Annotated in this window: 11 protein-coding genes; 3 read left to right on the forward strand and 8 right to left on the reverse strand. The window is 32.4% G+C overall.

Annotated elements, in window-relative coordinates; translation table 11 throughout:
- Window positions 1–337: 337 nt before the first annotated feature.
- The 5 genes from KO527_RS02860 to KO527_RS02880 all read right to left on the reverse strand — a co-directional run bounded on the left by KO527_RS02860 (window position 338) and on the right by KO527_RS02880 (window position 7,305).
- Window positions 338–547 carry a cold-shock protein gene (locus tag KO527_RS02860; RefSeq protein ID WP_042144538.1) on the reverse strand — a complete coding sequence of 70 codons (210 nt, stop codon included), beginning with the start codon at window positions 545–547 and terminating at the stop codon, window positions 338–340.
- Window positions 548–1,175: 628 nt separating this feature from the next.
- Window positions 1,176–4,463 (reverse strand): SNF2-related protein, encoded by a 3,288-nt coding sequence (locus tag KO527_RS02865; RefSeq protein WP_216038875.1) that lies wholly within the window; start codon window positions 4,461–4,463, stop codon window positions 1,176–1,178.
- A 122-nt stretch (window positions 4,464–4,585) separates the two neighbouring features.
- Complete coding sequence (locus KO527_RS02870; protein WP_216038876.1) at window positions 4,586–5,359, reverse strand: amidohydrolase; 774 nt, start codon at window positions 5,357–5,359, stop codon at window positions 4,586–4,588.
- Window positions 5,347–6,510, reverse strand: coding sequence for a methionine aminotransferase (locus KO527_RS02875; RefSeq protein ID WP_216038877.1), 1,164 nt, complete (start codon window positions 6,508–6,510; stop codon window positions 5,347–5,349). Before KO527_RS02875 ends, KO527_RS02870 begins: the two co-directional genes overlap by 13 nt.
- A gap of 162 nt (window positions 6,511–6,672) precedes the next feature.
- Window positions 6,673–7,305 carry a protocatechuate 3,4-dioxygenase gene (locus tag KO527_RS02880; RefSeq protein WP_216038878.1) on the reverse strand — a complete coding sequence of 211 codons (633 nt, stop codon included), beginning with the start codon at window positions 7,303–7,305 and terminating at the stop codon, window positions 6,673–6,675.
- 787 nt (window positions 7,306–8,092) lie between these two features.
- Here KO527_RS02880 and KO527_RS02885 point away from each other — a divergent pair.
- The 3 genes from KO527_RS02885 (at window position 8,093) to KO527_RS02895 (ending at window position 11,288) form a co-directional block, all read left to right on the forward strand.
- Window positions 8,093–8,479, forward strand: a complete 387-nt coding sequence (locus KO527_RS02885; protein WP_216038879.1) for a BlaI/MecI/CopY family transcriptional regulator — start codon at window positions 8,093–8,095, stop codon at window positions 8,477–8,479.
- Between the two features lie 9 nt (window positions 8,480–8,488).
- Window positions 8,489–9,988 carry a M23/M56 family metallopeptidase gene (locus tag KO527_RS02890; RefSeq protein ID WP_216038880.1) on the forward strand — a complete coding sequence of 500 codons (1,500 nt, stop codon included), beginning with the start codon at window positions 8,489–8,491 and terminating at the stop codon, window positions 9,986–9,988.
- Window positions 9,989–10,067: 79 nt separating this feature from the next.
- On the forward strand, window positions 10,068–11,288 hold the full coding sequence (locus KO527_RS02895) for a M23 family metallopeptidase (protein WP_216038881.1): 1,221 nt from the start codon (window positions 10,068–10,070) through the stop codon (window positions 11,286–11,288).
- Window positions 11,289–11,489: 201 nt separating this feature from the next.
- On the opposite strand, the gene KO527_RS02900 is transcribed toward KO527_RS02895, so the two are convergent.
- The 3 genes from KO527_RS02900 to KO527_RS02910 all read right to left on the reverse strand — a co-directional run bounded on the left by KO527_RS02900 (window position 11,490) and on the right by KO527_RS02910 (window position 14,546).
- Window positions 11,490–12,440 carry a succinylglutamate desuccinylase/aspartoacylase family protein gene (locus KO527_RS02900; protein WP_216038882.1) on the reverse strand — a complete coding sequence of 317 codons (951 nt, stop codon included), beginning with the start codon at window positions 12,438–12,440 and terminating at the stop codon, window positions 11,490–11,492.
- Between the two features lie 83 nt (window positions 12,441–12,523).
- The gene (locus KO527_RS02905; protein WP_216038883.1) at window positions 12,524–13,870 is read right to left on the reverse strand and encodes a HAMP domain-containing sensor histidine kinase; all 1,347 of its coding nucleotides are present in this window, start codon (window positions 13,868–13,870) and stop codon (window positions 12,524–12,526) included.
- Window positions 13,863–14,546, reverse strand: a complete 684-nt coding sequence (locus tag KO527_RS02910) for a response regulator transcription factor (RefSeq protein ID WP_216038884.1) — start codon at window positions 14,544–14,546, stop codon at window positions 13,863–13,865. Before KO527_RS02910 ends, KO527_RS02905 begins: the two co-directional genes overlap by 8 nt.
- Window positions 14,547–14,602: the final 56 nt, after the last annotated feature.

Genomic DNA, 14,602 nt, shown 5'->3' on the forward strand with positions numbered 1-14,602 from the left:
GGTTTTAAAACCGGTATTATGGTGTTGAATAAAGTACAATCCTTTGTTTACATTTTGGCAACACCGACGTGTTGACGATAAGTTAATAAATAAATAAAAGCTATAGACTGCATACGTATGTATAAAAATATGTGTTTATTAGGTTAAATATCAATAATTATGTTAGATGTTGATGTTAGATAGAAATACGGTAGAAAATAAAGATGAGATGAATATATTTAATGTCTGTATGGTTTAAGTTAAATTTCACTTTTAAAAACAAAAAAGGTAAGACATCAGTCTTACCTTTTAGCCATTTAGTTAAATCTAAATGGGATATTACTGTATAACTTAACAGTTATAGAGCAACGATATTTTCAGCTTGAGGGCCTTTTTGACCATCAGTAACTACAAACTCAACTTTTTGACCTTCAGCTAACGTTTTAAAACCGTCACCTTGAATTGCACTAAAGTGAGCAAAAACATCTGGGCCTGAAGCTTGTTCGATAAAACCAAAACCTTTAGCTTCGTTAAACCATTTTACTGTACCAGTAGTTGTATTAGACATAATAATAATCCTATTTTTTAAAAGTAATTTGCCCTAGGGCGATGATGCTGGAAGTCTTACTGTTACTTATAAAAAACAGAACGAGGAACATAAAATGTATCTTCGAAATGATATAACATAAATATACTGCGTGCTTTCAATCTGTGCGTATTATATACAATGGGATTGTGAAGTAAAGTGTTTTGTGTAAAAAATGAACAGGCTGAGTCTTTTTAACAGTTTAGAAGGGATTTAGTTTTTAATAAAATTATCGTGGATAAATCTCATCTACGGAGTAAATGAACTATATACATGAAATAAAGCCTGTTTTGTAGGTTAGCCTTTAGGCTGACTTGGTGATTTTTTATGGCTCTTGAAAAGCTAAAGCTTCTCCTACAGGGTTTGAGTTTTATTTGTAGGTTGGCCTTTAGGCTGACTTGGTGAATTTTGATTCCCTCTGAAAAGCTAAAGCTTCTCCTACAGGGTTTGAGTTTTATTTGTAGGTTAGCATTTAGGCTGACTAGGTCGAAGACTAAAAGAAAGGCTACAGGAAATTGTAAGGCTAAAGCCTCACCTACAGGGTTTGAGATTTAATTGTAGGTTGGCTATTAGGCTGACGATTATAATAAAGTCTTACAAGAAGTAAGACTTATTCAAGTGGTGCCAGTAGTGCTCCTAATACATCATCGGTTAAGCTTAGTTTGTTTTCACTGACTTCTTCAGATAATAAGGTATTTGCAAGTTCGGCTTTATTTTGTTGTATCTTTTGAATCTTTTCTTCGATTGAATTTTCGATAATATACTTGTAAACAAAAACGGGCTTATCTTGGCCAATACGATATGCCCTATCTGTTGCTTGGTTTTCTACGGCAGGATTCCACCAAGGATCAAAGTGTATAACTGTATCGGCCGCCGTTAAGTTTAAACCTACGCCACCTGCTTTTAAACTAATTAGAAATACAGGCACTTCGCCTTGTTGAAATTTATCAATCTCATGCTGTCTTTTGATTGTTGCCCCCGTTAATTTAGCGAAATCAATACTGGCAGCGGTTAGAGCTTCATCAATTAAGGCTAGCATACTAGTAAATTGCGAAAATATTATTATTTTACGTCCTTCATCAATCTGTTCAGGTAATGTTTCCATTAAATGATTAAGTTTCGCCGACTGATTCACCTGTTTAGCACCTTTAAGTGATAATAATTTGGGGTGATTACATACTTGCCTAAGCTTTAACAATGCGTCTAATACTTCTATTTGACTGCGATTTAATCCTTTATCTGCAATGATATCTTTTAAGCGTGTATCCATTGCTAAACGTACAGACTCATATAGTTCAGCTTGTTTACCTTCAATACGTAAAGTTTGTATTATCTCCGTTTTTGGTGGCAGTTCTAGTGCGATATTGTCTTTTGTTCTACGTAAAATAAAAGGTTTTATTCGCTGATTTAATAATGTCTTACGTTCATGGTCGCTATGTTTTTCAATGGGCGTCCTAAATAGTTTGGTAAACTGTTTATGTCCGCCTAAGAAACCGGGCATTAAAAAATTAAATTGTGCCCAAAACTCTCCTAAATGATTTTCCATCGGCGTGCCGGTTAAACATAATTTATGTTCAGATTTTAGGGTTAAAAAGGCTTGGTATAACTTTGTTTTTGAGTTTTTAATGTAGTGTGCTTCATCTAGTATCAAATAATAAAAGCTTTGTTCACTATAATGTTTTAAATCTTTGGTAATTAACGCATAGCTTGTGATGATGATATCTACCCGATTTTCATCTTGTTCAAAACAATTGAAATACTGCTTACGCTTAATGCCATGTAGTACTTGATATGAAAGCTCAGGCGTAAATTTTTCTATTTCATTAGCCCAATTAAATATGACGCTGGTAGGTGCGACTATTAATACCGGTTCATTAAGTCGGCCTTGTTGTTTTTCTATTAATAGGTGAGCCAAAGTTTGAATGGTTTTTCCTAATCCCATATCGTCTGCCAAAATACCATTTAATTGATATTCTCTTAAAAACTGTAGCCAGTTTAAGCCTTGTTGTTGATATGATCTTAAGTTTGCATTTAAACCTACAGGTACATTAACAGAAGCAACCTGTTGAAAGCTTTTAAGTTTATTAGCCAGTGCTCTTAGTTTACTGGTACCCTTTGATACAAGTCCTTCGTCATCTAATATTGATAATGTTTGATGAGCTTGGAAGCGCGATACTTCGAGTGTGCCGTCTTTATTTAAAGAATTTGGCATAAAGAGTTCAATAAACTGTTTTAAGATTGGCTGAACACTTTTATAGCGTAACGCGATAAATTTTCCATTTTCTAGATCAACATAAATTGGAGAATCAGGTGCAATTAGTTGATCTTTGTCTCGGTCAAGCAATGCAGATTTTGGCAGTTGATCAATTGCACTGAGTAAAATAGGAAACGCAGGCATTTTTTTACCATCTATGCTTAAATTCAACCCTAAAGAGAAGAAGTCATGATCATCAGTCTCTATAACTTCTGCATCAAATACGCTATCTGTTGGTAGAGACTTGTAATAAAAGTCATCAGCAAAGCTAATATGCCAACCTAGCGCATTTAGTTGTGGTAACTCTTTATCTAAAAAGTGATACCATAATTTTCGACTAGGCATCATCATGGTGAATTTAGCTGGTTTATCTGTATCAAAATAGCCTAAATTATTATAACTGTATCGCTTAGGTTGAACTGAAAAGTTGAGAGCAGTAAGTTTATTTATTACTATTTGCTCGTATGCTAAGTCGCGATATAGTTTTATATCATTTTCATCTTGTTTCGAGAGTATAATTTTCGTATTTTCATTATGTGGGTTAACTAAGTTTCCTTGATACGAAAAATCGACTTTTACTAAACCTGCTTGAGGATCTGTATTTATAGGTGTTGTAAAATGTAAATATACTTCGGGCTTAGTTAATTCTTGTGCGAATTTTGTTTTTGGTTTTGGAAACCGTTGTACAGCTTCACCTAACGATAATGACAGTCTATTCATTATCCAAGGTAACTTATCTTCTTCAAATACTGGCGAATTGAGTAAATCAGCTTCAAAATCACATCGTGTATTAGTCTTTATTTTACCAAAACAGTTTTGTTGTTCATCATAATAACAAAGTGGTTGTGATTTTATTATTTTAATACTGTCTGATGGCTGTAATAAAACAAGTTGTAGGGTATGTAAATTGTTCTCTAATGCTAACCACTGCCAGTGTGCTTCTAGTGGTTCGCCTAAAGTAATTGGCGTATTTAAGTTATCGTTAGTATGCCAAAAGCAACGGTTAGTTTTAATAACAAGCTCATAGATATCAAAATACTTTATATAATCGCCATATTGATTAGTACGCATAAGTTCAGTCAATATCGCAACATCATCATTAGTTGCATAGGGGCTATTTATTAATGCGCTTGATGAATATTCACTATTGAGTGAACGGCTCCAGCCGCCACTTTTTTTAGAGCGGGTAGATTTTATGTTTAATGTTAAATAACCATCTTCATCATAACTATTGGGTTTTAGAAAGTATAACAAGGATTTTTGTAGGCTATTGATTTGATATCTACTAGGTTGCACTTTAAAGTTTTCAAGCCATTTATTTACCTCTCTTTCTGGAGAGGCTAAAATACTATGGTTAAATTGCTCATTTATATAATATATTGCTAAAGCTGCGCTATGTTTACAATCACGACCAACGTAGCAATCACAATATGCTTTAATACTATTATATTGATTATTGTAAACTAAACGTGTTGCATAGCCTTTGTGGTTCGCGCGTTCACTCTTAACATCACCATTAATTGTGTCACCGTTAAGTGTGCAGGACTTAACGCCTTTAGCGTCAAATATTCTGGTTCCTTTGTGCCATTCGTTGTTGGTAAAATGATCTTCAAGTAACTCAGGGGTAAAGGTGATTTTGGCCATAACTCTTTAATTTTTATTGATTGTTAAGATAGATAGTTATTAGTTTAAATTTAGTAATAACTATCAATTACTGCAAAGCGCATACAGAGTTTACAGCTAAAAAGTGATACTTTATATGATAGCTAGGTTATATTGAAGTTATCGGCATCTAAATAAGCAGGAAATGCTTTTTTAAATTCTTCAAGCTTTTCAATATTTATTGTTGTGGTTGTAATATCGCACACATTGTCTTTGGCTTGAAATAATGGTTCACCTGTAAAGTCATATATTGCAGTACCGCCTGTGTGAGCTGTGCCATTTCCATCATCTCCAACTCTATTTATACCTACGACATAACTTTGATTTTCCATCGCGCGTGCTTGTAATAACGTATCCCAAATATTGCGTCTTGCGGCTGGCCAATTAGCGACATTTACCATTACATCATAATCATTTTTACTTCGAGCCCAAACTGGGAAACGTAAGTCATAACAGACTAAAGGCAATATTCTTATACCCTTAATTTCAAATATTTCACGTTTTTCACCCGCTATTACATGAGCACCTTCATTACCAAGTCGGAAGAGGTGGCGTTTATCATAAAATTTAATCGTGCCATCAGGCCAAACCCAATAAAAACGGTTCACTTTTTTATTGTTATGTTTTACTAAAACACTCCCCGCAATAACTGCATTTAATATAGCGGCTTGTTTTATTAACCATGTGATAACGGGGCCATCAGTTGCATCTTCTGCGACGTCTAGATTAATTGCAAAACCTGTTGCGAATGTTTCAGGTAATAAAATTAAATCAGTATTTGTAATATGTTTTAGTTTGTTTTCGAGTGATAATAAATTTTCAGAGACATTTAACCAATTTATGTCTGTTTGTACTGTTGTGATTGTTAAAGTTGACATAAACGCTCCGCAGCATTAATTAATGTATTATCGTTTTTAGCAAAACATAGTCTAATTATTTTATCGCAATGGCCTGATTGATTAAATACGCTGAGTGGAATAGCTGCAACGCCATGCTCTTTTGTTAACCAGTGGCAAAATTCAACATCTTTTACATCGCTTATTGCACTGTAATTTAATAATAAAAAGTAGGTACCGTTACAAGGCAATAATTTAAAACGAGAATCTTGTAGTGCATTAATTAATACATTACGTTTTTGCTGATAGAAATCACTGAGTGCATAAACATGAGTGCTATTTTCGGTTAGCATATCAGCGATGGCAGCTTGTGCTGGTGTAAAAGAAGAAAAGGTGACATATTGATGTATTTTTCTAAATTCTTCAGTGAGATTTGTTGGTGCAATACAGTAACCTAGTTTCCAACCTGTACAGTGAAATGTTTTACCAAAGCTACTGATCACAAAAGCACGTTTGCGTAACTGTTCAAAACGTAAAGCACTAAAATGGGTTTGCTCATCAAAAACAATATGTTCGTAAACTTCATCACTGATCAAATATAATTTGTGATCGGTTATAATTTTACTCAGATTGTTAATATCTGATTCAGTTAATATAGTGCCAGTGGGGTTATGCGGAGTATTAACTATTATAGCCTTTGTGTTAGGTGTAATGGCTCCAATCACATCATCCCAGTTAACCCTATAAGTCGGTGCTTTGAGTTGTAAATGTATCGCTTTACCACCTGCTAATTCGATTGCAGGCTCGTATGAATCATAAGCGGGATCAAAAACGATAACTTCATCACCAGATTTTACCAAGGTCTGAATAGCGACAAATAATGCCTCAGTCGCGCCCGAAGTGACAGTCACATGGTTTGCAGAGTCAATGTTTGCGTTATATTTAGTATTTACTAAATCTGCAATGGCACTTTGCAATTTTGGTAAACCAGAAGAGGGCGCATATTGATTTAACCCAGCACTAATATAATAGTTTATCTTATTTTTAATAAACTCGGGTGTATCAAATTCAGGAAAACCCTGTGATAAGTTTATTGCTTTATATTGGTTCGCGAGTCCTGACATTTCACTAAATATACTTACTCCAACATTCGGTAATTTAGAATTTATGTCGTTTGTTTTATTAGTATTCATTGCTCAATTACAAAAGTTAGTTTGTTATTTTTGCATTATTACATCATGTTCAGATATTGACTATGATTTGATTGAATTTCTAAAAGAAATTAGGACAGTACATATTGAATTTAGCCCCGATAAGATATCGGGGGAAATGAAGTTATTTTATATTCTTATAAATCACACTTTGGCTAAAATAATATCGTAATGTAATACATTATCCATTTTAGTCTTTTTTGCCGTCATCAATGCTTGTTGATCTTTATTTTTTCTATTGTACAAACCATCAGTTTTATTTAAAGCTTGATCAGGAAAGTAGAGTTGTGTGAGTAAAGATTCATATCCATATTTGGTGACCTTGAAATGAATATGAGGTGTTCTTTGATCTGAACTATGTAAAGGATATGCCCCTGGCATAACCGTTTTAAATCGAAACTTTCCATGTTTACCACTTTGTAAAATCGCCCATGATTGAAAGTTTTCATCAATAGGTGCTTCACTATCATCATGAGGGTGATGGTACTTGCCAAATGTATTTGCTTGCCATAAATCTATTGTAACGTCTTCAATTGGATTCATATCTTGATCTAATACTTGACCATAGATTTCAATAATTTGACCTTTTGCTGTGCCACTTCTGCCTTTAACATGTGTTAAGTCTGCATCTTTATCTTTTTGTGGTGTTATAGGGTAAAAGGGACCTTGCGCATCAGTAGGTGTGACCATGTTTGCATGTGTTTTTGTTGCAAATACACTTGCTAAAGAGCCTAATACTGCAGTTTTTATAAAATTACGACGCTTTATTGATTTCATATAATTGAATCCTAAATCTTATATTAATAACGGTTAATATTTAATAAACATATGAACTATTTAAGTTATTAATCAAGGTTACAATTTGATTTACTCGCGGTCTTATTATAAATCTATTTCTTAGCAATATAGAAAAACAATAGAATTATTATGCTATAAAACAATAGATTACATTTTTTGTTTAGAGAAATAAAATTTAAGAAATATTGAGTTTTTAATATAAATGGTGGTTTGTTTTATTAAAAATTGGAAGAGGTGATGACAAAAGGGGTATTAATATAAAGCGATCAGAGTCTATGCGACTCTTAAAGATCACGTAGGTTAAATATAAACCTTATTGTTTATATTTAATAATTGTCTAGTTATAACCTCTTTCAAAACAATCATCGTCTTGGTTTTGGTTTTTTTCATTTACTGCTGTATTTAGCTTCATAATATTTCCTGCTGTACTTAAGATAAAGTTTAGTGTGTTGTCGTTTAGTCAAATCTAAATGCACCATTATAAATCTTATTTATCTAGGTATTTATTTGGTGAATAACGAATATTCCCTTGGTGAATTTGACAGTGTAAACATACAACAGTTTTTTATTGATGTACACATTAAATGACCAATTAATGAGGGTTTTATTAAGTTTTTTTTAAATGTAAAAATTATTTCTATCATTAAGTGTGTTTTTAAATTTTTTCTATTTAATAAATTGTAGTGCGACAAATGTCACAATAATTCTTGCATTAATGCGACTCTTGTCGCACTATAGTCATAATTTCCACTTAAGAAGAAGAATAATGCAACCTACAACACAGCCTACCGCACCAGAGTTAGAGATATTGAAACTTCTTTGGCATGAAGAACCGCGAACTGCGCGTGAGATCCATGATGAAATAGAAAAAATTTTTGATTGGAGTTATTCATCTACTCGTAAAACTTTAGAAAGAATGGGTGATAAGGAATTTATAGAAATTCAAACTCAAGGTAACAAAAAAATATATTTAGCAAAATTAGATAAAATGAAAACTTTAGCAACTTTTGCTCAGGATTTTGCAAAACGTGTATTTGAAATTGATGGACCATTACCTGTAGCCATGTTTACAGATAGTAAGTTGATAGATGATGGTGAAATTGATGATTTAGAAAAATTATTAAATGATTTAGAAAAGTCATCTAAAGGGTAGGAAATTCACATGTTATATTCTTTAATGGTGTCTTTAGTCGCATTTGTTATTTTTAGTGGTGTACTTTTTTTAATTAATAATTTGATTAAAAAAATAGCGCCTAAGTTATCCAATTTTTCTTTATTTTGGCATGGGTTATTGTTTTTATCATTGATACCATTATTACCTGTGAATAATTTGTCGTCTGAACCAATTATTCCAAGTGTACTGCTTAATGATTTTACGCATTCTCATCAAATCATTAAAAACTCTTACATTATTTCTGAACAGGTAAATAACAACGACTTTAGTCAGTATGGTCTCATTTTATTGTTCATCTTTATAATCTTAGGATGCATTGTTAGTTTACATAAATTTATTTATTCCTGCTTAACTCTACAACAGTTTTCAAATAAATGTGCTCAGGTTAGTTTATCAAACTGGTTTAATACACAAGAACTTAAACTGATCAATAGTAAGAGTAATATTAGATTAATACAAAGTCAGTTACCTCATTCACCATTTGTTTATGGGATCTTTAGCTACACCATAGTAATTCCAAAAAACTTTGAAGCTATGCAATTAGAGCAACAAAAGCTATTACTAGCACATGAATTAACACATGCGAAAAGACATGATCCTATCGCGGTATTTATATACCGCTTTTGCTGTTCAATCTTTTGGTTTAATCCTTTTTTAAAAGACATTGAAAAGGGATTCACCAATGCAATGGAGATCAGCTGTGATGCAGATGTACTTAAAACCTTGCCTAACAAAAAATCTGATTATGCACGTGCTTTACTTTCAAGTTTAAAGTTATATCAAACACAATTAAATATGAGTACATTGACCCATTTTTCAAATCCTAAACATGATAAGTCTATATTTGAGACTCGGATCCGAGCAGCGATGGCAACGAATAACAAAAATAAGTTTGAAATATTGCAAAAGATTTTATTGTTGGCGGTATTTATATTGTTAGGTGTTAGCTCTTTTATTACTAAAGCAACATTAAACATAGAACAAATAGCAAATGAAGTAAAAGGTTTAAAGCCAGTACAAGAAGCGCTGGTTATTCCAAATTTTGATAATGTACATAAGGAAGCTGTAGATTTAGTTTCTCTTAATTTGCAAATTAAAGGTTTAAAACCAGTCAAAGAAGCTTGGATCAGTTCTAACTATGATGAAGTTAATGAATTTAGAGGTGCTAAGCCGCATCAAGGAATTGATTTTGCAGCAAAAAAAGGAACTAAAATTACAGCAAGTTTCAGCGGCGTAGTATTAATTGCAAACGATACCAGCCTACATAAAAATTATGGCAAAGTTATTTTGATCCGTAATAGTGAAAATGACATGCAATCTTTGTATGCACATTTAGACAGCTTTAATGTTACTGCTGGCCAAAGAGTAAAAGAGGGAGATTTCATAGGTACTGTTGGTAATAGTGGTCGTGTAACAGGCCCACATTTGCACTTTGAATTGATTAAACATAATAAACGTTTGAACCCTAATAAATATCTAAATCTTTAAATTCTTTTAATCACAATCCCTAAGTAAATTTACAGGCACTATTGCTTGGGGATCTTTATGTCTAAAATTTGAGTTAAGTATGAAAAAAATATTAATATTAAGTTGTCTTTTTTTATTCGGATGCCCAACAGTTAAAAAAGATTGTAATTTCAATGAACATAACCAAGTACTCGCACAAGCATCTGAAACTAAAAAACACAAAATTGATTCTGTTAACTCTAAAACAATAGTAGAGAGTCAAAAAGTATTAAAATTAAAACAAGGAGAGACCCTTGCCCATTTACTTAAACCATATGGTTTAAATGCTGTTGATATATTAGATATCAGTAATAAACTTAATCCCTATATTTCAGTTAATAAAATGAAAGTTGGCCACAATATTAATCTCATTATGGACGGAAATAATATTAAGCGTATTAAAATTCCAATAGCGTTTAATCAAGAGATCACTTTAAATAAAATTAATAACAATTGGCAAGCACAAAAATCAAACCTTGAAACTGAGACTCAATATAAAGTGATTGTAGGGCGGATAGAAGGAAGTTTTTATCAGAGCGCGTTAGATACACATGCACCTCTGTCGGTAATTAATCGTTTTATGCTAGCGTATTCTCATAATGTAGATTTTCAAAGAACGATCAGGAGAGGTGACCGTTTTAGACTTATATATACAGAAAAGTTTTTAAAAGATGACTCAAAAATAAAACAGGTCGATAAACTTAAATATGCAGAATTAACTTTATCAAACAAAACAACACGTTTATATCGATTTGAAAGTACAGATAAAGGTGATTATTTTTATGATAATGAAGGCAAGTTAGCCAATAGTTTTTTGTTAAGAACACCACTTGAAGGAGCTCGTTTATCATCTCACTTTGGTAAAAGAAAACATCCTGTATTGGGTTATACCAGAATTCACAAAGGAATAGATTTTGGCGCACCTAAAGGGACTCCAATATTAGCAGCAGGAAATGGCATAATTGAAAAATCTGGCTGGGGAGGTTCTTTTGGAAATTTGATACGTATTAAACACAAAAATGGCTATCAATCCCTTTATGCACATTTAAACGGTTTTGCTAAAGGTATCAAAAAAGGTGTAAAGGTAAAACAAGGTCAGATCATAGGTTATTTAGGTAATACTGGTTTATCACAAGCGCGCCATTTACATTATGAAATTCACAAAAATGGCAGAGCAATCGACCCTTTAAAACTTAAACAAGCCAGTAGTATTAAACTAAAAGGTAAACAGTTAATTGCATTTGAAAAATACAAAAAAAAGATAAATCAGCATTTAATTTAACAAATGAAAATTATTAATTGTTTCTTAATATCGTTGTAAAAATATTTATATATGCAAACCCCGCCTATTTTTAATTTGATATCTAACGTAGGACGCTAAATCAAAATAAATGTAGGCGGGTATTATCATCGCGTTTTTCAATCAAATATGTGTAGTTAGAGATTACCCTTTTGATTTTATGTGTAATTAATTACCTGTAAATTACAAAAACATTCCACGAAGTGCAGCCATTTGTGGATCTACGCGTTCATTATCAGCAGTATTGTCAGTTAAGTTCTCATCACAGTATTCAGTTGTAAAACTCGCTGTTGTATAGTGCTTAACAAGTTGGCGAACTCTTCCTGTTACTTCGCCCATTTCACTCATTAATAAAATACCATTATGATTTGGTGATCCATATAACGTATCGTCATCAACTACATGGTGACCTTCGGCTCGAACTTGTTGAATGATTTTATTGCCTAAAGCTTGGTCTTCATCAAAGGCGATTAAGAACATGCCTTTGGGAAAGATATCAAGTTCAAATAGCTCTCCACCGGCTTGGGCACTTTCTTTATCTATTGCGATATCCATAAAAGGCGTTTCGTGTAAATCAATTGCCGCAGTAAATTTTTGAGATAGGTCATCTTTAAATATACGTGCATGTAATTCTTTTAAAGAGGCTGAAAATGCTTGCATTTCTTGAGTTTGAGCACCTTCTAAAAAAGCATCTCTATTAATGTCAACTCTACCTTCACTAAATCGCAACTCTTTTTCATAAGGACCAGGGCTCAGGCAAGGGTAAATAATGATATTAAATGATGCTTTTAGTTTTTGAGCGTCTTCTTCTGCAAACTTTAAACATGCTAAAGGGCCACTTTTCTCATATCCGTGTGTACCGCCAATAACGATATAACAGGGTTTATCTTGTTTAAAATCACCAATTAATATTCTGTATAGATCATGTGTTGTTTGTAATGGCGTATTATTTAAATCATTGGTTTTGTAGTTAACTTTACCATAATTTTCAACAGTATAATCAGGCTGTTCATTAAGTGAAACTATTCTTGGCTCTATTGTTTTTTTATAATCGCGACTTGGTATTACAGGGTGTTGTTGATACCAATTTTCAAATTGTGCTTTCGTCCATGGAGTCGTTTTATTGTTATTCATATTTTAATCTCTTATTTAAGAGTTTTTACATAATATTGAACATCATAACAAGAATTTAAGAATTCAATGAAAAAGTTTATAAATCACGTCACTTTTTTGTTAAAAGTACATGTAAACTTTGCTCCCCCAATATGGTTATTAATAACTGAAATATCACCATTCATTTTATTACAAGCGGCTTTTGTTATTGATAATCCGAGTCCTAAGCCACCTGTTTTTCGACTTCTGCTTTTATCTAATCGGGAAAATGGCATGAAAATAGTTTTATAGTTTTGATTAGGTATACCTGGCCCATCGTCTTCTACACAAAATGTGATTTCATTTTCAAAACTATTTATAGAAATACTAATTTCATTTTGAGCATAAGCCATCGCATTTTTGATTAGGTTATCTATTAGGAGACGCATGTATATTGGGTTAGTTGTGATCTCGATTGATTCATCAGCTATTAATTCTATATTGAGTTTTTTACTTGGTTTTAAAGCCCTAATGCGAGAATGAATAAAAGCTACAAAATTAATAGATTGGTAATAATCATAATCTTCTTTGTTGTTTTTATCATTGAGCTTTGAAAAAGCGACAATTTGGCTTATTAATTCATCAATATCATCAATATATGTGTCGATATTGTGAAGTAATTCTTTTTGAAAATCGTCATCACAATTTTGGCTTAAAAGCCCTGTAGCGAGTTGTATTCGACTTAATGGTGTTCTTACTTCATGTGGTACCGCTTGCGCGAAGATTTGGTTTTCATTTACAGTATTGGTGATAGAGTCTGCCATTGTATTAAAGCTATCAGCTAACTTATTTAAAGGTTTTGTTAATTTATGGTTGGATCTCGCTTTCATGTTGCCAGAACCAAAGTCTTTTTGGGTTTCGATGAGTTGATTAATTTGTTTTTGCATCGTTCTTACTGGCCAGTAGATAGTAAAACCTATGCTGGTTAAGACTGTAAATAATAAAATAAATGGTGCCAGGTCGTCTAAATCATAATTGGCTATTATTTTTGGCTGTTGATCTTCTTCACTTTCATTATCAATAAATTTGATGATTAATTTATATTCCTCTAATGTATAAACAGCAATAAATTCATACATATCACTCGTATAAATAAGGACTGAACCTACAGAACCTAGATACTCGCAAGTAGTACATGCAAAATCTTCAGATAGTGGAAGCCAGTGAACCTCTATTTCTTCAGAGTTATATTGATAATTTGATAAGCTTTGATTTTCTTTATTAGGTGCAGCTTCAAACGCGCTTAATAAGTCTTGATAAACAGAATCTGTATGCTTTACAAACTCTTCAATATCACTCTGAATAAAGTAATCATCAATGACAATAAAGGTAACTGTTGCACTGATTACAACGGCCATTGCAATACTAATATATAAACGGGTAAATAAAGAGACTCTTGACATATTAACCATGGAGTAGCATGTAACCTTTATTTCTAACTGTTGTAATTATTTTATATGGCATTTGATCATCATTTAATTTTTTTCTTAAACCACAAATCCTCATATCAATTGATCTGTCATTAAAGTCGTACTCGATACCTCTAAAGGCTTGGCTGCAACCTTCTCTAGAAACCGGGTTTCCGATATTTTGTTCCAGTAATATTAGTAACTCTAATTCAGCACCTGTTAAAGCTAGCTGTATATCATTGAAAAATGCTATTTGTTTATTTTCGTCAATTTTAAGTTTGCTATGTTTTGGGCGAAGATTTGTTTTATTACTATTTGATCTTCTTAATAGCGCTTCAATTCTTGCCACTAAAATGAGTGGTTTAAGTGGCTTTGTTAAAAAATCATCAGCGCCTAATTTTAATAAACTGACTTCACTGACATCATCATCACATGCGGTTAACACCAGTATAGGACTCTGATAAAATTCTCTAGATAGTTTACATATTTCAATGCCACTTAAACCTGGCAACATTAAATCTAAGATCACTAAATCAGGTTGAAATGTTTTGATTCCATCTATCGCTTCCAAGCCATCAGAAATAATATAAGTATCGTATCCTTCAGCTTGTAAATATAAAGACGTTAAACGAGAAATTTCAGCGTCATCTTCAATGATTAATATTTTTGTTTTGTTCATTAGTCCTCCAACTATAAGTTTAGTTTACTTGTATCTTTTTAAAAATATAAGTGAGG

Origin of the sequence: Pseudoalteromonas sp. C2R02 (assembly GCF_018860845.1) — a bacterium.
Classification (GTDB): Bacteria; Pseudomonadota; Gammaproteobacteria; order Enterobacterales; family Alteromonadaceae; genus Pseudoalteromonas.

Excerpts from the sequence above, each read along its gene's own strand:
- KO527_RS02860 (WP_042144538.1), bottom strand. The coding sequence starts at position 547 with ATGTCTAATACAACTACTGGTACAGTAAAATGGTTTAACGAAGCTAAA.
- KO527_RS02865 (WP_216038875.1), bottom strand. The coding sequence starts at position 4,463 with ATGGCCAAAATCACCTTTACCCCTGAGTTACTTGAAGATCATTTTACC.
- KO527_RS02870 (WP_216038876.1), bottom strand. The coding sequence starts at position 5,359 with ATGTCAACTTTAACAATCACAACAGTACAAACAGACATAAATTGGTTA.
- KO527_RS02875 (WP_216038877.1), bottom strand. The coding sequence starts at position 6,510 with ATGAATACTAATAAAACAAACGACATAAATTCTAAATTACCGAATGTT.
- KO527_RS02880 (WP_216038878.1), bottom strand. The coding sequence starts at position 7,305 with ATGAAATCAATAAAGCGTCGTAATTTTATAAAAACTGCAGTATTAGGC.
- KO527_RS02885 (WP_216038879.1), top strand. The coding sequence starts at position 8,093 with ATGCAACCTACAACACAGCCTACCGCACCAGAGTTAGAGATATTGAAA.
- KO527_RS02890 (WP_216038880.1), top strand. The coding sequence starts at position 8,489 with ATGTTATATTCTTTAATGGTGTCTTTAGTCGCATTTGTTATTTTTAGT.
- KO527_RS02895 (WP_216038881.1), top strand. The coding sequence starts at position 10,068 with ATGAAAAAAATATTAATATTAAGTTGTCTTTTTTTATTCGGATGCCCA.
- KO527_RS02900 (WP_216038882.1), bottom strand. The coding sequence starts at position 12,440 with ATGAATAACAATAAAACGACTCCATGGACGAAAGCACAATTTGAAAAT.
- KO527_RS02905 (WP_216038883.1), bottom strand. The coding sequence starts at position 13,870 with ATGGTTAATATGTCAAGAGTCTCTTTATTTACCCGTTTATATATTAGT.
- KO527_RS02910 (WP_216038884.1), bottom strand. The coding sequence starts at position 14,546 with ATGAACAAAACAAAAATATTAATCATTGAAGATGACGCTGAAATTTCT.